We start from the raw sequence: 17,683 nt of genomic DNA, 5'->3' as shown, positions 1-17,683 counted from the left end.
GCTGCATCAACCCTGCCCGCGACTGGCAATGGGCACAGCAGGCGGCATGCCGCCGCGGCACTTTAGCACCCGCCATTGTGCGGGCCGGGTATCAACAGCAATACGCAGCGCCGCCGGTGACGGGTTGTGCGCCGCGTGCTGCGGGCGGCAGGCAAACGCCAGCGCCTGGCCGGTTTCGGCAGCCACCTGCAAGCGGCGCAAGGCGCGATCATCGGCCCGTTCAGGCCAGCACAGCACCGCTGCACAACTGCCCGAGCGCAAGCACTGCTCGGCAGCCCACAAGGCATCGGTAGGCGCAGCCTCGACCTGGGTCAGCCAGCGCAGATCAACCCCGGCTGCCTGCCACGCCGGCGCAAAAGGGATAAACGGCGGTGCAATCAGCACCACCCGCCCGGACTCTGCGGTGAGCCGAGCCAGACTCGGCCATAACAATTGCAATTCACCACAGCCTGGACTGGCCAACAGCAGCTCACTCAGCGCAGCGGCAGGCCAACCGCCGTCAGGCAGGCGCTCATCGAGCTGGGCATGGCCGGTTGGCTGCACGCCGAGCGGGCGCGCCTGGGTTTGCCGGCCACGCCAAATTCGGCGCTGGTCGAGCAGGCCGTCCAGATCGACCACGGCGCCCATCAGTCGCGCCTCAGCAGGCCGCAGAAGACCCCTTCGATACAGAAGTCGCGCTCAGGGCCAACCTCGATCGGCGCATAGGCCGGGTTGCGCGGCAGCAAACGAAAGCCGCCGGGGATGCGCTGCAGACGCTTGATAGTGACCTCGCCATCCAGCCGGGCGACCACGATCTGGCCGTCGTCGGCTTCGCCTTGCTGGCGGATGCCGACCAGGTCACCGTCAAATATGCCGTCGTCGATCATCGACTCGCCGCGCACCTTGAGCAGGTAGTCGGGCGTGCGCCGGAACAGGCTTGGGTCGAGCAGCAACTGCTCGTGGATATCCAGGTCAGGCCCGATCGGCGCACCAGCAGCGACTTGGCCGAGTACCGGTAGTTCAAGGATTTCTGGCCGGCGCAAAGGCTCGGCCAGGCGGATACCGCGGGCCTGATTGGGCGTGACGTCAATGTAGCCGCCCTGGCACAGCGCACTGATGTGCTTGCGGGCAACGCTACGCGAGGCAAAACCAAAGCGCTCGGCGATATCGGCGAGGCTCGGAGGCTGGCTGTGATCGGTAATGCGCTCGCGGATAAAAGCCAGAATCGCGCGGCGTTTGGGGGTCATATTGTCCATGGAGCACATTTGTACTCTTTTCTGCTAAAACTGAACAGCCCCCTTCGTCGTGCGCATTGGTTATGATCCCCTGCTCGATGTACAAGCTTATGGATAACCGATGCTGACCGCCCTGCTGTTTGACCTCGATGGCACCCTGACCGATACCGACACGCTGCACCTGCAAGCCTTCCGCCAACTGCTGCACGAGCAGGACGGCCGCGAGCTGACCCAGGCCCAGTTCGATGAACAGATCAGCGGTCAGGCCAACGGTGAGCTATTCGCCAGGCTGTTCCCAGATCAGAGCCCGGCGCAGCGCCAGGCGCTGGCGGAGCGCAAGGAAGCGCTGTTTCGCGAGCTCGCCCCTAAACTGCAACCGTTGCCTGGGTTACTGCGTTTGCTCGATTACGCCCAGGCAGAGGCCATCGGCATGTGTGTGGTGACCAATGCGCCCCGCTTGAATGCCGAACACATGCTTGGCGCAATGGGCCTGACCCAGCGTTTCACGCAGGTGCTGGTAGCCGACGAACTGGCGCGGGCCAAGCCCGATCCGCTGCCCTACCTGACCGGCCTGGAGCGGCTGCAGGCGAATGCCGAGCATGCGCTGGCGTTTGAAGACTCACTGCCCGGCGTAACCGCTGCCAGCGCTGCCGGGATCTTCACCGTGGCCATAGCCACCACCCAGACGGCCGAACGCTTGCAGCAAGCCGGCGCGCAACTGGTTATCGATGATTTCAACGACCCGCGCTTGTGGCACCTGATCGAACAGATGCGCGGCTGACAGCAACCGCTACAGGCTGACGCCAAGGACTTCACGCAGCGACTCGCTGCGCTGATCGTCAACGTCGCTGACCAACGCGAAGTTGTAGGCGCCATGCGACCAGTAGCGCGCCTCCAGTTGGCCATCGGTGCGTTGACCGGTCGGCATCTTGGCAAAGTGCTCGCCGGGCAGGCGCATGAACAGGCTGACCCGCTCGCCCTGCTTGTCTTCGAACACCACCAGCGCCGCCGGTCCTTGCTCGTTGCTCAGCAGGCGCGCACCCACTGGCTGAAAGCCCAAGCCGGCCAGATCGGGCAATTGGCCGACCCGATTGAAATGGCTGCCCAGCCAGGCGCGCAGCTGGCCAGGGTCGCTGGCCTGAATATCCAAAGCGCTGCTGCCGACAAACAACCGATGGGCCTGCAGCGCATCGGCCATGGGCAATTCGGTTGATGCCATGCTCATTTGCCGCGCCTGCCAGCCGCCCACGCCGCCGACACCCAGGCTCAACAACAACGCCGCCGCCGTCGCCAGCCGGCGCACACGCCGTTGACGCAGACGCCGTTGCAACTGGCCAAGCTCCAGCTGCGGGCCAGGGGCCAGTTCGCCAAAGCCGGCCAGAGCCGCACGCAGGCGCCGGGCGTCGTTGCGCCAGGCCTCGATACGCGCAGCCTCCTGCGGATTGGCGGCCAGCCACGCGTGGACTTCAGCGCGGCGCACAGGGTCGAGGCGCTCGTCGATATAGGCGTGCAACTCGTGCTCGGTGGGGGTCAGGCGTGTCATTTCAATCTCCGCAGGGCCGGGGACGCTGGGCTGCCCTCGGTCAGTTGGCGCAATGCTGCACGGGCCCGCGACAAACGCGACATGACCGTGCCGATAGGGATAGCCAAGGCCTCGGCGGCCTCCTTGTAACTCAAGCCCTCGACGCTGACCAGCAACAGCAGCGCACGCTGCTCGGCCGACAACTGGGCAAATGCCTGCAAGTCGGCCTGGGCGAAGATGATGTCTTCGGTATTGTCGCCGATCGGCTCGCTGATCTCCTGGCCGCCGCTGAACCAGGCCAGCCAGCGCCGGTGCAGCCGGTCGCGGCGCTTGCTGTCGAGAAACAGCCGATAGAGGATGCTGAACAGCCACGCCCGCAGCGCGTCGGCCTCGCGCTGCTGGCCACTACGGCTCAAGGCGCGTTCGATGGTGGCCTGGACCAGGTCGTCGGCACTGCCCGGCTCGCGCGTCAGCCACACGGCAAAGCGGCGCAGGCGCTGCAGCAGTTCGCGCCATTGCGAGTCGTCGAGATCGTGCATGCTGTGATTCCGGCCCATGGGCAGTCAGTGTAAGGGGCAGACGCAGCGCCACGAAATTTATTCCCGGGCGGCTGGAATAAGTTGCACCGCGCCCCGTCGTACTCGCATCTTCAATGACCCGGATGCTGCCTATGAACACTCCCGTGCACGGCCCCGCCAAGCTTTGGCGGTTGACGGCCATTGCCGCCGGCCTGCTCGTCGCCGGCTGCGCGTTTGCCTACACCGCTGGCTGGATCGGCGGCCCCAAACTCAGCCCGCAACGCATCATCGACACCTTCGAAGCCCAGGCCGGGCACCACCCCGGGTATCGCAAGAACCACGCCAAAGGCCTTTGCGTCACCGGCTACTTCGAGAGCAGCGGGCTGGCCGCGCCGTTGTCCAGCGCGCGGGTCTTCGAGCAGGCGCGGGTGCCAGTGATCGGCCGCTTCGCCATTGGCGGCGCCAACCCGGCCACGCCTGACACCGGTGTGCCCGTGCGAAGCATGGCGTTGCAATTTGCCACCGACGACGGCCAGCTCTGGCGCACCGGCATGAACAACCCGCCGGTACTGGCAATCGGCACGCCAGAGGCGTTCTACCAACAGGTGCTGGCCATGACCCCGGATCCTGCCACCGGCAAGCCGGATCCGGCGCGTATGCAGGCGTTTTTTGCCGAGCACCCGGAAAGTGCGGCGTTTCGCCAATGGGCGGCCTCATACAAGCCCAGCGACAGCTTTGCCAGCACCCAATACCACAGCATCAACGCTTTCCGCCTGATCGACCGCCAGGGCAAAGAGCAGCCGGTTCGCTGGCAGGTCGAGCCGCAAACACCCTATAGCGCCCTCCCCGCACAGGTCAGCGACACGCTGTTCTTGCAGCACGACCTCGCCCAACGGCTGAGCCAGGGCCCACTGCGCTGGACCTTGCGCCTGGTGCTGGCCGAGCCGGGCGACCCGCTGGAAGATCCGTCCAAACCGTGGCCGGCGCAACGGCGCAGCATTGATGCCGGCACGCTGGTGATCAATGCCGTCGATGCCCCCGAGCAAGGCGCCTGCCGTGACCTCAACTTCGACCCGCTGATTCTGCCGAGCGGCATTCAGGCCACTGCCGATCCGATCCTGGCAGCACGCTCGGCGGCCTACTCGGAGTCCTTCAATCGGCGTAGCCGCGAGTCTCTCAACACTGGAGTACGGCCATGAAACCTGCTGCCTTTCACCCCTTCGCGCGGTTGCTGCACTGGCTGATGGCGGTGCTGATCCTGGCCATGCTGTTTATCGGCGTGGGCATGGTCAGCGACCTGTCGACCCGCCATCCGTTGCTGGTGGAACTGCACAAGGCAACCGGCCTGTTGCTGTTGCTGCTGGTGCTGGTGCGCATCGCTGTACGCCTGACAGTTCCCCATCCACCGCTGCCGGCAGACCTGCCCGCGCTGCAGCGGCTAGCCGCCAAGGCCTCGCACATTGCCCTGTATGGCCTGATGCTGAGCATGCCGCTGCTGGGCTGGGCGATGCTCTCGGCCGGTGGTTATCCACGCCCCTTGCAGTTGCCGGCCATTGCCCCGCACGACCTGCAGCTGTATGCGCTGCTGCGAGGCGCACACAGCTGGGCTGGCTATCTGCTGTTTGCCACGGTGCTGGTGCATCTGGGTGCGGCATTGATGCACGCCTGGGTCCGCCGCGATGCTGTGTTCAAAAGCATGTGGCCGGGGCCGCTGCGCGACGGCAAATAAGCTGCAGCAGGCGCTGGCCGTGACTCAAGCCGCCACGACCAGCGCCGTTTAGATGCGCAGCGCGTTGCTGACAAGAGTGTGTTTTAATGCGTCGCTTATTATTTTTTACACCACTCTTCAGTACAGACAAGGCGGCTAATGGACACGGGGACACGACTCAAACTGGTGCGTGAACGCAACGGCCTCTCGCAACGAGAACTGGCTCGCCGCAGCGGCCTGACCAATTCGACCATCTCGCAGATCGAGCAAAACCGCGTCAGCCCCTCTGTCAGTTCCTTGAAAAAGCTGCTTGAAGGCATCCCCATGTCCCTGGCGGAGTTCTTCAGTTTCGATACCCCGGTGCGCGAAGAGCGCTTTGTCTTCCGCGGCGGCGACCAGCCCGACCTGGGCCGCAACGGCCTGCGCATGCTGCTGGTCGGTGCCAGCGTCGAAGGCCGGCAGATGCGTATGCTGCGTGAGTTGTATGCGCCTGGCGCCGATTCCGGCGAGCCGATCGTGCATGCCGAAGGCGAAGAATGCGGCCTGGTTACCCGCGGCACCATTGAGCTGTGGGTAGACGGCCAGGTCAGCGTGCTCAATGCCGGCGATGGTTACTACATTCCCACTACCCTGGCCCACAGCTTCAAGAACATCGGCCAGGACGAGGCTGAGATCATCAGCGCCAACACCCCAGCCAACTTCTGATCGACAGCATGCGCGCGCCCAGCAGCCGTGAGGTCTACCAATGCCTGCGTGATGTTGCGATGGGGGTGGAGCCGTTGCAGGTCTGTGCGCGCCCGCGCCCAGACCTGATCGAAGTCAGCAGCGCCGGCTGGCAACTGAGTTTGATCATCGATCCCGAAGGCCTCGCCCACTGCGCCAGCTGCTGCAACCCGCAAGGTGTCAGCAGCAACGGTGACAGCTGGCAGCGCTACGGCACCAACCCGGTCGAGCTGCTAAGCATCTGGGAGCGCCGACAGATCGAGCTACTGCTAGGCCTGGATAGCTAGCGCAAGGCCTGTTCGACAAAGTCCAACCGGTCCTGACCAAAGAACATCTGCCCCTCGACAAAACAGGTCGGCGCGCCAAATACGCCGCGCGTGACTGCCTCCTCGGTTGCCGCTTTCAATGCCTGTTTGACCTCGACTTGCGCTGCCAGCTCGGCGAACTGCTGTGGATCGAAACCGCCAGCAGCCAACGTCTGCTCCAACACCTGCGCATCGCCCAGTGCGCGTTGCTCTGCCCAAAGTGCGTTGAACAGCAACGCAAGCAAGGCCTCAAAGCGCTCAGGTGCGTGCAATTGCATGCCCGTCAGCCCGCGCATCAACCCCAGGGTATTGAGCGGAAAACCAGCTGGCAGCCCGAATGTCACGCCATAGCGCTGCGCGAACCGCTGCAGGTCGAGCATCATGTAGCGGCCCTTGGCCGGGACCATGACTGGCGATGCGTTGCCGGTCGCCTGGAACACGCCCCCCAACAGCATCGGCCGATAGACCAGCTGCACAGCATGGCGCGCACATAGCTCGGGCAGTTGCGTCCAGGCCAGATAACTGGCTGGGCTGCCGAGGTCGAAGAAAAACTCCACGGATTTACTCATCGCCCGATCCTTTGAAGGGCAGTTTTACCAGCGTTCGATCCACGGCCGCAGGTCCAGCTCGAAGGTCCAGGCATCGCGGGGCTGGGCGTGTAAAAACCAGTAACTGTCGGCAATGTGCGCAGGGTCGAGGATGCCGTCCTGGTCTTTTTGCGCATACCGTTCAGGGAAGTTGTCGCGAATGAACGCGGTATCAATGGCCCCATCGACCACTACATGGGCAACATGGATATTACGCGGCCCCAGCTCCCGCGCCATGCTCTGCGCCAGCGCCCGCAGGCCATGCTTGGCGGTGGCGAACGCGGCAAACCCCGCCGCGCCACGGGTGCCGGCGGTGGCGCCGGTAAAGATGATGCTGCCGCGCTCGCGAGTGACCATGCGCCTGGCTACTGCCTGAGCGGTCAGAAAACCAGCAAAGCAAGCCATCTCCCAAATCTTGTAGAACTTGCGCGGGGTTTCATCGAGGATGCTGCACGGCACATTGGCGCCGATATTGAACACGAAAGCTTCGATCGCGCCGATATCGCGCTCGATGGTTTCGATCAGGCTGGCGACCTCCTCCTCGCTGCGCGCATCGGAGCCAAAGCCATGCGCCCGGCCACCCTCGGCATTGATCTCGTCCAGCAACGGCTGCAGCTTGGCCGCGTCGCGACGGGTCACACAGGCGATATAACCCTCGCGGGCAAAGCGCTTGGCAATGGCTCCGCCGGTCGCATCGCCGGCACCAATCACCAGCACCACCTTGTCTTGTTCCGCCACGGCCACCTCCATTGGTGAACGATCATTTAGTAAACGAACGCTATGTTATGATCCGACCAACGTCAAGCCCGGGCGCGGAGATCATCTGGATGCGCTACTCCACTGAACACAAACTGCAGACCCGCGAAAAACTCATCGCCAGCAGCGGCGCACTGGCCAAGCGCGGCGGCTTCGCCAGCACCGGCGTGGCTGATTTGATGAAAGCTATTGGCCTCACCGGCGGCGCGTTCTACAACCACTTCCCGTGCAAGGACGACCTGTTCAGCGAGATCGTTCGCCGTGAGCTGAGCAACAGCCCCCTCGCCCGCCTGGCCGCGCGCAGCGCCGAACGCCAGCGTCTGGCCCGCTGCCTGGAGCAGTACCTGAGCCTGGCCCATCTGCATAACGCCGAACAAGGCTGCCCGCTGCCGCCACTGGCGGTGGAGATCGCCCGCGCCGACCAAACCGTACGCCAGGAGGCAGAGCACTGGTTGGTCGTACTGCATGCAGCCTGGAGCGAGACCCTGGATGATCCTGAACTGGCCTGGGCATTGATCAGCCAATGTGTCGGCGCGGTGGTGGTCGGGCGCATGCTGGCCAGCGAAACCGTGCAAAGCGAACTGCTGCAGGCCAGCCGCAGCCTGGTCGCCAAGGTGCTCGCTTGAGGCCTGCCCTGCTGCTGTGGCTCAGCCTGGCCCTGGCCCGACCTGCAGCTGCAGCAGACACCTGCCCGGCGGGCCAGTATCAAGTGTGCTTGATGGGTTGCTTCTGCACCCCCTTCGACCCCGGCCAGGCTGGGCAGATCCTGCAGGATGTCGAACACATGGCCTCAAGCGGCCTGGTCTTCGCCCTGCAACAAGCTCAGGCCGACGCCACTGCACTCGGCACCGAGCCGATCCCGCTGCATATCCGCGTTCAGTTAGACGCCTGGTACGACTTTGCCGTGCTCGACGCCGTGCGCTACCGGGTCGGTGACCAACAGCAGGTCAGCGCCGCCAATGCCCTGCTGCAAAACCCCGATGTGAACGCGGTGACCTTGATCGACACGGTGATCTTTCGCCATGCCAGCGATGCCGAGAACAACGTCGCGCTATGGGCCCATGAGCTCAAGCATGTACAGCAGTATCAAGAGCTGGGCGTCAGCGAGTTCGCCCGGCGCTACACGCGCAACTACAACGAGCTGGAAGCCCCGGCCTACGCGATCGAGGCCGAGGTGGCGGCTGCGTTGCGTAAAAAACAGTCTGGGCAGGCGCACTGATTGCGTCAGCCCCTTACCGCCTGAAAGGGCTCCGGGCCAGCGTCGCTACCAGTCGTAGCTCAGGCTGGCAATCACGTTGCGCCGGTTGCCGTAAAGCACCGAGTCTTCGTAAAAGCCTGGCTGGAAGTAGTGCTTGTCGAACAGGTTGCTGGCCGTAACCGACACCCTCATACCGTCCAGCCCGATACCCGCCAGGTCGTAACGCAAGGTGACGTCGGTCAGCAGGTAATGGGGCGTCTTCACGGTGTGCTGCACGTTATATGACGAGCCAACATAGCGCTGTCCAAGCCCCATACCTACGCCTTTGAGCGCACCGTCTGCGATCGTGTAGTCGAGCCAGAGGCTGGCGGTATTGCGCGCAGTCGCCCGCGGCGCGTTGCCCTCGAACCTGTTGTCCTGGGTGATCTCGGCATCCAGGTAAGCGTAGGACGCCAGCACGTTCAGCTCATGGCTGAGGCTGGCCTTGCCTTCCAGCTCGATGCCACGTGAACGCACTTCGCCGCTCTGCACCGAGAAACCGGGATTGACCGGATCGGTGGTGGAGACATTCGTCTGCACCAGATCAAACGCCGAAACGGTGATGAAAGCGTCATAACCGGGCGGCTGGTACTTAACGCCAATCTCGTACTGGCGGCCTTCAGTCGGCTCGAACAGCGTGCCGTCACGGTAGGCTTCCGGGTTGGGCTGAAACGAAGTGCTGTAGCTGGCATAGGGTGCGATGCCATTGTCGAACAGGTAGGCAAGGCCCACGCGGCCGGTGAATTTGCGGTCACGCTGCACGGTATCGACCTGCTCTGTACCGAAGTACAAGCCCTCCTCCCAGGCGGTTGACCAATCCTGACGGCCACCCAGGGTCAGCGCCCAGCGGTCGAGCTTGATCTGATCCTGCAGGTACAGCCCGACCTGTTGCAAACGGGTGTCGGTAGAGCGCTGCAAAGGGTCGTACCAGATGGCCGCACCACCGTAGACCGGGCGATACAGATCGATCATCTCGACCTCAGGATCGGGGTCGCCGTTACGGCGCGTTTCGCGGGCCTTGTAGTGCGAATAATCCAGACCGGCCAGCAAGATGTGCTGCAACGGACCCGTGTCGACCAGCCCCTGCAGATGATTGTCGATGAGGAAGGTATCGCTGTTTTTGGGCCGCAGTTGCAAACCGATGTCCTGGGTACGGCCGTCGGCGTTGAGTACCACATCAGGACCACTGGACAGGTAACCAACATTGGAATGCATGTAGCGCAGGTTTTGCTGCAGCTTCCAGCCATTGTCGAACTGATGCTCGTACTGCACGCCGATGACCGTGTTTTCGCTGTGGTAATAGCTGCCCTTCCAGCCCAGGTCGGTGTCTGAATCAATATGGCCATAGGGGCTTTTGCGCACGGTACCAATCAACGGAAAACTCTGCTCCGAGCCACCCGTACGGCTCTTGCTGTAACTGCCAAGCAGCGTCAGCGAATTGGCATCGTCGGGTTTCCAAGTGAGGGACGGCGCTACATAAGTGCGGTCATCTGGGGCGTGTCTGACCTGGGTGTCGCTCTCGCGCTGTAGCAGGACCAGCCGACCGAACAGGGTGCCGTCGTTATCGAGCTGATCACCGACATCAAGACCCAGCTGGCTCCGGTCGAAGCTGCCGTACTGCACTTCGAGATGACGAATCGGCGTTTCCTGCGGGCGTTTACTGGTCATGTTGACCACCCCACCCGGCGCCATCTGCCCGAACAGCACCGAAGCGGGACCTTTGACCACATCGACTCGCTCCAGGCCAAAGGTTTCAAAGTTGGTGTCGTACTGGTTGAAGCCGGTGCGCAGGCCATCCTGATACAGACCGAACAGGTTGAAGGCACGAAAACCGCGCAGGAAGATATCCGGGGCGCCTTGCCCGCCTGCGTAGTCCAACGCGCGAATCCCGGGGGTATAGGCCACAGCGGCATTGAAATCCTGTACACCACGCTGGTCCATTTCATCGCGGGTAATCACCGAAATGCTTTGCGGGATTTCATTGATTGGCGTGTCGGTCTTGGTGCCGACCGTGGTGCGTTTGGCCAAATAACCCGGCACTGGTCCGTCGCCAATGGTGCTGCTGAAGCGGGTGTCGACGACCTGCGTGGCGTCGAGTTCCAGCGCTGCGTCCGTTTGGAGGATCGGCGCCAGTACGTACACGCCGTTGCCGTGATCAACCGCCCGCAAACCGCTACCGGCCAGTACGCGTAAAAAGCCCGCCTGCAGCGCAAATTCACCTTGCAGGCCGGCACTCTGGCGTCCGTCTACCAGCGCCGGTTCGATGGCGAGATTGATGCCCGAACGTGCGGCAAAGCTCGACAGCACCTGGCCCAGCGGCCCTGGCGAGATGGTGTAGTGCAGGTTGCTGGCGGCAAATAACGAGGGACTGGCGCTAAGGCTCACAGCCAGAGCTGTGACCTGCACGGCGCAGGCAATTGGTGAGCAACGAAATGACAAAGGCATGCAGACTCCGAATCGAAAAGATCTGTGTGCCTGGAGGACACGCGAGCGCTGGCAAAGCGGACAGGCGCTGCAGACTTTTTTTCAGACGGTTCGCGCCTGCAAACTCACCCAATACCGCGTGCGATACACCACCTGCACTGGCAGCGCCCGGGACACTGCGCTGAGGATCAGGTCGGTGTCGCGCAACAGGAACGCGCCGCTGATCAGCAATTGCCCGACCTGTGCATCGCATCGCACCCAGCCGGGTCGGTAGCGGTTCAGTTCTTCGACGAAAAGGTTGAGGGGCATCCGCTCGACGCGCAGCACACCGCTGGCCCACTCGCCAGCGCCGGTAAGCAATGGCGCTGGGCTCGACACCTGACGGCGGTCGAAATGGGCGCTCTGCCCAGCGCTCAGGTGTAAGTCGCTGCCGCCCTGCACAGGCTGAATGGCGACGGCGCCGGCGAACACGCTGACCTGGCTGTCGTTGCCCTCCTGACGCACGCTGAAGCGCGTGCCCAGTGCACGGATGATGCCTTGCTCGGTCTGCACCGATAGCGGTCGGCTCAGGCTGTCCGGGTGGGTGATAACGAGGATCTCCCCGCCACGCAAGCGCAGCAGCCGCTGGCTGGCATCGAAAACGATGTCCACGCCAGTTTGGGTATTGAGGGCCAGGCGCGTACCGTCGATCAGGGTCAGCTCGCGTTGCTCGCCAATCGCAGTACGTTCATCGGCCAGCCAATCGGTCTGCCGCCAGGCCACCAGCGCAGCAGGAGCGGCGGTCATCAGCACCATCAGCGCCTTGAGGCCAGCACGACGGCTGAGCCCATCGGCTCGTTCCAGAGTGGGTAACGCGACGCCCTCGGGAACGCCTTGCCACTGCTCACTTACCCGCTGCGCCAACTGCCAGGCGCGCGCGTGGTCCGGGTGCTGATCGCGCCAGCGCTCGAATCGGAGTTGTAGTGCAGGACTATGCTCGGCGCCGTTCAAGCGTATGTACCAGCGCGCGGCCTCGCGAACGATGTGTCGCTCCAGCGGCCGTTCGCTCACCGCTCATCGGCCATGGCGAGCAGCATGCAATGCTCCATCGCCTGGGTCAGATAACGCCGCACGCTGCGCACCGTTACCCCCAGTGCCATGGCAATTTGCGCATGGCTGTGGCCTTCGAGCTGCGACAGCAGAAACGCCCGGCGCACCACCGAAGGCAGGCCGTGCAGCAGCGAATCTATCAGTTGCAGGGCTTCCTGGATCAGATACTGCTCTTCGGCCGACGCAGCCCACTGCTCAGGCATCTGTTGCAGGGTATGCAACCAGGCTTGCTCAACCGAGCGGCGACGATACAGGTTGAGCATCAAACGGCGCGCAACAGTGGCCAGGTAAGCACGCGGCTGGCGCAGGTCGGATGCGCGGGGCGCAACTGCGGGGCGAAACAACCGCAGGAAGGTGTCCTGAGTAAGGTCGGCGGCATCGCTGCGACAGCCCATCCGCTGCCACAGCCAGCGCTTGAGCCAGGCGTGGTGCTCGACATACAGGCCGTGGATGTCGCCATGGGCGGATAAGTCGCGGGAAGAAGCCGAGCCCATAACGCTGGAGTCCTGTGAGCGATGCAATCGCATTTGAGAATTGATCGCACTATACCGGGACGGCCTTGACAGGGCAATTACCCTGCTATCACCCAGGGTTACTGCATCGCTACAGAGTCTGAAACCTTTTGATGATCAAGAAAACTCGCGATCCGCGGTGCGGCCGCTGCCGGATCCTCCTGCATGAAACAATGCCCTCCCGCCACCGCCTGGCTGCTCACCTGCGGATTGAGCGCAGCCAGCCGCTGCACCGACGCCACTACAAACGGGTACGTCTGCTCACCATAGAGAATGCACGTAGGCGTGCTGATCCTGGCCAGATTCGACCACAACCGCTGCGGCGACGAACTGAAAATATCGACCTCACGCGCAGGCCGGCATTTGAGCACCACCCCCTCGCCGCAATCACCGATCGCATGCTCGACATAGGCCCGCAGCGCAGAGTCGTGCCAGCCTTTGAAAATCCCCCTGCCCTGCAACGCAGCGAAAGCCGCGTCGCGGTCAGCCCAGTGGCTGCGCCGGGTGGCCGCCTTGCGCGCCAGTCCATGACTGCGGTGCAGGCCAAACAGCCGGGCAGCGCCCATGGTGACGAGCATGCGCTGGCTGAAGATAACCGGGTCGAGCAGCACGGCGCGCTCGAACAACTGCGGATGATCAGCCACGATCAGCCCAGTCAGCACGCCACCAAAGCTGTGCCCCAGCGCATAGCGCGGCACCGCGCCGTACTCGCCTCGGCCGGCCTCGAATGCTTCCACCGCCAACTCAGCCGAGCGGTTCCAGCCGCGAAACATCCCACCGTGGTCACTGTCGCCGTGGCCCTGCACATCGCTCAGCCACAGGTCGAAGTGATCACCCAGGCGCATCAGCAGGGGTTGATAGGTCAGGCTGCAAAAGCCATTGCCATGCAGAAAGTGTAACAACGGCTTGCCGCTGGCCGGCGTGCGCCAGCCGCGCAGGGTAAAGCCTTCGGAGCAGTCGTGAGACCAGGGGATCAATTGCATCGCTTGGCTGTACTCGCCGGTTCAGGAAAACGCCGATTGTACAAACAGCAGCGGGTAAAGCGATATCACCAGGAGCACGGCCATCAGGACATTGAACAGCATTAGCCAGCGCGGATTCTGCAGCAGGTTGCGCAAGGCACTGCCGAACATTACCCAGATCCCAACGCTAGGCAGGTTGACCAGGGCGAATACGGCGGCAATCACGATCACGTTGACCACGTAGCCTTGCGCTGGGGTGTAGGTGGTAATGGCGCCAACAGCCATGACCCAGGCTTTCGGGTTGACCCACTGAAACGCCGCAGCACCGAGAAAGGTCATCGGTTTGGCCGTGCTTTTGCCGTTGGCGGAGATCGGCCCGGAGGTAGCGATCTTGTACGCCAGGTACAGCAGATAGGCAGCGCCGACATAGCGCAATACCGTGTACAGCACAGGCCAGGCCTTGAACACTTCACCCAGACCAAAGCCCACTCCCAGCACCATCAGCATGAAGCCGACACTGACCCCCAGCGCGTGGGGAATGGTCCGCAGCGCGCCGAAGTTGACCCCTGAGGCCAGCAACATGGTGTTGTTGGGCCCCGGGGTGATGGAGGATACGAAGGCGAACAGTACGAACGCCATCAGCAGGTCGAAGGAGGCAAACATGAGCAAGTGTCCCGAGCGGGTAGATGTTGTGCACCCACAGTAGCCCAGCGCCCTCGCCCGCCCACCTATACAGTTAGCCTCAAATAAGCAGATACACATTTTGTACTGCTGCGGGCCAGATCACGGTCGCCGCCACACTGCCGGCGCAATTTGCACCTGCCTGGGCAGCAAGCGGTTGTCGAAAAACAACTGTGCCGTGCGCTGCTGCGCGGCGATGATTTCGTCACTGACGGCAAGCACTGGCGACGCCGGACGATGGCTGAAACTGCGCCGCACGACCTCTTCGGGCATGCCCATGAAGTCCGCCAATGTGCGGATACTGCCGGCCTCGTCACTGCGGGTCAGCGCCTCGGCCTGGCTTATCTGCTCAAGCAACTGGCCGACGAATTCGGGGTTGGCTTCGACATAGCCCCGCGCGCCGAGCATGAACGGGCCGATCAGGCCCAAACCCTGCCCGTCCGCCAGTACCCGCGCCTTGCCTTCGACGTCGATGGCCGAATAGAACGGGTCCCAGATCGCCCAGGCATCGACACTGCCGCGCTCGAACGCCGCGCGGGCATCGGCCGGGGCCAGGTACACCGGTTGCACGTCGCGGATGCTCAAGCCGGCCTTGGCCAGGCTGCGCAACAGCAGGTTGTGCGCGCTGGAGCCTTTCTGCAGGGCGATGCGCTTGCCCTTGAGCTCGGCAACGCTGGCCAGCGTGCTGGCGTTGGGCACCAGAATCACTTCTGCTCGCGGTTTGGCCGGCTCGGCGCCGATGTAGAGCAGATCGGCACCGGCCGCCTGGGCGAAGATCGGTGGGATATCGCCGGTCGAGCCGATATCCAGGCTGCCGATGTTGAGCGCCTCGAGCATCTGCGGCCCGGCCGGAAACTCGATCCATTGCACCTTGGTATTGGCAAAGCGCTGCTCGAGCAAACCGTGCTGTTTGGCCAGCACCAGGCTGATCGAGCCCTTCTGGTAGCCGATGCGCAAACTGGCCGGATCTGCCGCTTGCACAGTCCCCGCGAGGGCCAACAGCAGTGCTGCGGCCAGGCGAACAATAGTCATGGCTTACTCCTTCCAGTCGGTCGAGGGTTTTTCCCAGAGGTTGATCCCGCCTTCCACGGCGAACTGGTCGATCTCGGCCAGCTCCTCGGCGCTGAACGCGAGGTTGTCCAGAGCGGCGACGTTCTCGATGATCTGCTCGGGCCGGCTGGCGCCGATCAGGGCCGAACTCACGCGTGGATCGCGCAGGGTCCAGGCCAGTGCCAGTTGCGCCAGGCTCTGGCCACGCCGGTGGGCGATCTCGTTGAGCGCCTGGGCGCGAGCGATATTGGCTTCGGACAAATGCTCGGCGCGCAGCGAGCTGCCGCCGGCACGGTTGACCCGCGCATCAGCCGGCACGCCCTGCAGATACTTGTCGGTGAGCAGCCCCTGGGCCAGCGCAGTGAACACGATGACCCCGGCGCCGACCTCTGCGGTGGTGTCGAGCAGGTCCTGTTCGATCCAGCGGTTGAACAGATTGTACGAGGGCTGATGGATCAACAGCGGCACGTTCAGCGCTTGCAGCAATGCTGCGATCTCTCGCGTTTTGCCCGCCGAATAGGACGAGATACCGATGTACAGCGCCTTGCCCTGGCGGACGATATCGGCCAGGGCAATCGCAGTTTCTTCCAGCGGCGTGTCGGCGTCGAAACGGTGCGAATAGAAGATATCGACGTAGTCCAAGCCCAGCCGCGTCAGGCTCTGATCGAGGCTGGAGATCAGGTACTTACGCGAGCTGCCGCCCTGCCCGTAGGGCCCAGGCCACATGTCCCAGCCAGCCTTGCTGGAGATGATCAGCTCATCGCGATGGGCGCGCAGGTCTTCGCGCAGCAAGCGGCCAAAGTTGCTTTCGGCGCTGCCGTACGGCGGGCCGTAGTTGTTGGCCAGGTCGAAGTGATTGATGCCAGCATCGAACGCCGTGCGCAGCAGCGCGCGCTGGGTGTCGATCGGCGTGGCATCGCCAAAGTTGTGCCACAGGCCCAGTGACAACGCCGGCAGGACCAGGCCACTGCGGCCGACGCGGCGGTACGGCATGCGCGCATAGCGCTCGGGGTGGGCGGTGTAGCTCATGGTTGACCTCGTTTGGCAAAGAAGGGATTGGCCGGCACTTGCAGGCCCAGATGCTCACGCAGGGTGCGGCCCTGGTATTCACGGCGGAACAGCCCACGGCGCTGCAGCTCGGGCACGACCCAGCGGGCGACGTCTTCCAGGCCCTGCGGCAAGTGCGGCACCAGCACGTTGAAACCGTCGGCGGCGGCGCCTTCGAACCAGGCCTGCAGCTCGTCGGCGATCTGCGTCGGCGTGCCGATCAGGCTGTAGTGGCCGCGGCCACCGGCGATGCGCTGGCCAAGCTGGGCCAGGTTCAGCTGTTCGCTGCCGGCCAGCTCGGTGAGCAACTGCTGGCGGCTGCGCTGGCCGTCCTCAGTCGGTGGCAGCTCCGGCAACGGGCCGTCCAGCGGGTAGCCGGACAGGTCGAAGTTACCGAGCATGCGCCCGAGCAAGGCCACGCCTACCCGGGGGTCGACCAGCGCCTGAAACTGCTCGGCCTTGTCCTGCGCCTCGGCCTGGCTCTGCCCCACCACGATGAACACGCCGGGCATGATCTTCAGCGCATCCGGTTCGCGCCCGTAGCGCGGCAAACGGCCCTTGAGGTCGGCATAAAATGCTTGCGCCCGGGCCATTGAAGGCTGCGCGGTAAACACCACTTCGGCAGTTTCGGCCGCCAGCTCGCGTCCGGCCTCGGACGAGCCGGCCTGCACCAGCACCGGCCTGCCCTGCGGCGTGCGAGCGACATTGAGCGGGCCTTTGACGCGAAAGTGCTCGCCAACATGTTCAAGGGCACGCACGCCATCGGCGTGATGGAACACGCCACTGGCCTTGTCGCGGACAAACGCATCATCCGCCCAGCTGTCCCACAGCCCCTGCACGACCTGCTGAAACTCGCGAGCGCGGGCATAGCGTTCGCCATGCGGGATATGCGCGCTGCGGCCAAAATTGCCAGCCTCGGCGGCGGCATCCGAGGTCACCAGGTTCCAGCCTGCGCGGCCGGCGGACAAGTGATCGAGCGAGGCAAACTTGCGTGCCACATGGTACGGCTCGTTGTAGCTGGTGGTGGCCGTGGCGATCAGGCCGATGCGCTCGGTCACTGCGCTGAGTGCTGACAGCAATGTCAGTGGCTCGAAGTACACCGAGCGTGCGCTGTGGCTGGCTAGGGCATCACTCGGCGCGGCCACGCTGTCGGCGACGAACAGTGCGTCGAAGCAGGCCGCCTCGGCAGCCTGAGCTACGCGCCGGTAGGTGGCGAAGTCCAGCGGATCAGCCGGCACGTCTGGATGACGCCAGGCGGCGACGTGGTGCCCGGTGGCCATGATGAAGGCGCCGAGGCTGAGTTGACGGGGTGCTGTACTCATCGGAGTTACTCGCTGATCGGTGCAAA

General features: G+C 63.7%; 21 protein-coding genes. 7 read left to right on the top strand and 14 right to left on the bottom strand.

Annotation, left to right across the window (positions count from 1 at the left end):
- Positions 1-6: 6 nt before the first annotated feature.
- Together imuA and lexA are read right to left on the bottom strand one after the other, a co-directional pair.
- Positions 7-627 (bottom strand): translesion DNA synthesis-associated protein ImuA, encoded by a 621-nt coding sequence (imuA, locus tag CXQ80_RS09685; RefSeq protein ID WP_101318827.1) that lies wholly within the window; start codon positions 625-627, stop codon positions 7-9.
- Positions 627-1,244, bottom strand: coding sequence for a transcriptional repressor LexA (gene lexA, locus CXQ80_RS09680; protein ID WP_178080761.1), 618 nt, complete (start codon positions 1,242-1,244; stop codon positions 627-629). The genes imuA and lexA overlap by 1 nt, the downstream gene beginning before the upstream one ends.
- 91 nt (positions 1,245-1,335) lie before the next feature.
- Here lexA and CXQ80_RS09675 point away from each other — a divergent pair, with 91 nt between their 5' ends.
- Positions 1,336-1,995, top strand: coding sequence for an HAD family phosphatase (locus tag CXQ80_RS09675; RefSeq protein WP_101318825.1), 660 nt, complete (start codon positions 1,336-1,338; stop codon positions 1,993-1,995).
- Between the two features lie 9 nt (positions 1,996-2,004).
- On the opposite strand, the gene CXQ80_RS09670 is transcribed toward CXQ80_RS09675, so the two are convergent.
- Together CXQ80_RS09670 and CXQ80_RS09665 are read right to left on the bottom strand one after the other, a co-directional pair.
- Positions 2,005-2,757, bottom strand: coding sequence for an anti-sigma factor (locus CXQ80_RS09670; protein ID WP_101318824.1), 753 nt, complete (start codon positions 2,755-2,757; stop codon positions 2,005-2,007).
- Positions 2,754-3,275, bottom strand: a complete 522-nt coding sequence (locus CXQ80_RS09665) for a sigma-70 family RNA polymerase sigma factor (RefSeq protein ID WP_101318822.1) — start codon at positions 3,273-3,275, stop codon at positions 2,754-2,756. Before CXQ80_RS09665 ends, CXQ80_RS09670 begins: the two co-directional genes overlap by 4 nt.
- 125 nt (positions 3,276-3,400) lie before the next feature.
- On the opposite strand from CXQ80_RS09665, the gene CXQ80_RS09660 reads away from it, so the two are divergent.
- The 4 genes from CXQ80_RS09660 (at position 3,401) to CXQ80_RS09645 (ending at position 5,972) form a co-directional block, all read left to right on the top strand.
- Positions 3,401-4,453 carry a catalase family peroxidase gene (locus CXQ80_RS09660; RefSeq protein WP_101322997.1) on the top strand — a complete coding sequence of 351 codons (1,053 nt, stop codon included), beginning with the start codon at positions 3,401-3,403 and terminating at the stop codon, positions 4,451-4,453.
- Positions 4,450-4,983 (top strand): cytochrome b, encoded by a 534-nt coding sequence (locus CXQ80_RS09655; protein WP_101318820.1) that lies wholly within the window; start codon positions 4,450-4,452, stop codon positions 4,981-4,983. Before CXQ80_RS09660 ends, CXQ80_RS09655 begins: the two co-directional genes overlap by 4 nt.
- A 138-nt stretch (positions 4,984-5,121) precedes the next feature.
- Complete coding sequence (locus tag CXQ80_RS09650; protein ID WP_101318818.1) at positions 5,122-5,667, top strand: cupin domain-containing protein; 546 nt, start codon at positions 5,122-5,124, stop codon at positions 5,665-5,667.
- 8 nt (positions 5,668-5,675) lie between these two features.
- Complete coding sequence (locus tag CXQ80_RS09645; protein WP_178080760.1) at positions 5,676-5,972, top strand: hypothetical protein; 297 nt, start codon at positions 5,676-5,678, stop codon at positions 5,970-5,972.
- Here CXQ80_RS09645 and CXQ80_RS09640 read toward each other — a convergent pair.
- Positions 5,969-6,559: a 2-hydroxychromene-2-carboxylate isomerase gene (locus CXQ80_RS09640; RefSeq protein ID WP_101318814.1), complete on the bottom strand. Its 591-nt coding sequence runs from the start codon at positions 6,557-6,559 to the stop codon at positions 5,969-5,971. The two genes, CXQ80_RS09645 and CXQ80_RS09640, sit on opposite strands and share 4 nt — an antisense overlap.
- A gap of 24 nt (positions 6,560-6,583) precedes the next feature.
- Entirely contained in the window at positions 6,584-7,315 is a 732-nt protein-coding gene (locus tag CXQ80_RS09635; protein ID WP_101322996.1) for an SDR family oxidoreductase, read from the bottom strand.
- An 89-nt stretch (positions 7,316-7,404) separates the two neighbouring features.
- Here CXQ80_RS09635 and CXQ80_RS09630 point away from each other — a divergent pair, with 89 nt between their 5' ends.
- Entirely contained in the window at positions 7,405-7,959 is a 555-nt protein-coding gene (locus tag CXQ80_RS09630; RefSeq protein WP_101318812.1) for a TetR/AcrR family transcriptional regulator, read from the top strand.
- Complete coding sequence (locus tag CXQ80_RS09625; RefSeq protein ID WP_256585729.1) at positions 7,956-8,552, top strand: DUF4157 domain-containing protein; 597 nt, start codon at positions 7,956-7,958, stop codon at positions 8,550-8,552. Before CXQ80_RS09630 ends, CXQ80_RS09625 begins: the two co-directional genes overlap by 4 nt.
- Positions 8,553-8,597: 45 nt before the next feature.
- Here the strand turns inward: CXQ80_RS09625 and CXQ80_RS09620 are convergent, their stop codons facing one another.
- The 8 genes from CXQ80_RS09620 to CXQ80_RS09585 all read right to left on the bottom strand — a co-directional run bounded on the left by CXQ80_RS09620 (position 8,598) and on the right by CXQ80_RS09585 (position 17,657).
- A complete protein-coding gene (locus CXQ80_RS09620) occupies positions 8,598-11,015 on the bottom strand; it encodes a TonB-dependent siderophore receptor (protein WP_101318808.1) in 2,418 nt (805 codons plus the stop codon).
- Between the two features lie 81 nt (positions 11,016-11,096).
- On the bottom strand, positions 11,097-12,044 hold the full coding sequence (locus CXQ80_RS09615) for a FecR domain-containing protein (protein ID WP_101318806.1): 948 nt from the start codon (positions 12,042-12,044) through the stop codon (positions 11,097-11,099).
- The gene (locus CXQ80_RS09610) at positions 12,041-12,577 is read right to left on the bottom strand and encodes a sigma-70 family RNA polymerase sigma factor (protein ID WP_101318804.1); all 537 of its coding nucleotides are present in this window, start codon (positions 12,575-12,577) and stop codon (positions 12,041-12,043) included. The genes CXQ80_RS09615 and CXQ80_RS09610 overlap by 4 nt, the downstream gene beginning before the upstream one ends.
- 98 nt (positions 12,578-12,675) lie before the next feature.
- A complete protein-coding gene (locus CXQ80_RS09605; RefSeq protein ID WP_101318802.1) occupies positions 12,676-13,578 on the bottom strand; it encodes an alpha/beta fold hydrolase in 903 nt (300 codons plus the stop codon).
- A 21-nt stretch (positions 13,579-13,599) separates the two neighbouring features.
- Positions 13,600-14,220 carry a LysE family translocator gene (locus CXQ80_RS09600; RefSeq protein ID WP_101318800.1) on the bottom strand — a complete coding sequence of 207 codons (621 nt, stop codon included), beginning with the start codon at positions 14,218-14,220 and terminating at the stop codon, positions 13,600-13,602.
- A gap of 120 nt (positions 14,221-14,340) precedes the next feature.
- Positions 14,341-15,270, bottom strand: a complete 930-nt coding sequence (locus tag CXQ80_RS09595; RefSeq protein ID WP_101318798.1) for an aliphatic sulfonate ABC transporter substrate-binding protein — start codon at positions 15,268-15,270, stop codon at positions 14,341-14,343.
- Between the two features lie 3 nt (positions 15,271-15,273).
- The gene (mgrA, locus tag CXQ80_RS09590; RefSeq protein WP_101318796.1) at positions 15,274-16,317 is read right to left on the bottom strand and encodes an L-glyceraldehyde 3-phosphate reductase; all 1,044 of its coding nucleotides are present in this window, start codon (positions 16,315-16,317) and stop codon (positions 15,274-15,276) included.
- Positions 16,314-17,657 (bottom strand): LLM class flavin-dependent oxidoreductase, encoded by a 1,344-nt coding sequence (locus tag CXQ80_RS09585; RefSeq protein WP_101318794.1) that lies wholly within the window; start codon positions 17,655-17,657, stop codon positions 16,314-16,316. Before CXQ80_RS09585 ends, mgrA begins: the two co-directional genes overlap by 4 nt.
- Positions 17,658-17,683: the final 26 nt, after the last annotated feature.

It is taken from the genome of Pseudomonas sp. 02C 26 (assembly GCF_002843585.1).
GTDB classification, from domain to species: domain Bacteria; phylum Pseudomonadota; class Gammaproteobacteria; order Pseudomonadales; family Pseudomonadaceae; genus Aquipseudomonas; species Aquipseudomonas shirazensis.
Note: the sequence above shows the minus strand (reverse complement) of the source record. Positions and strands in the feature narration are given on the sequence as shown.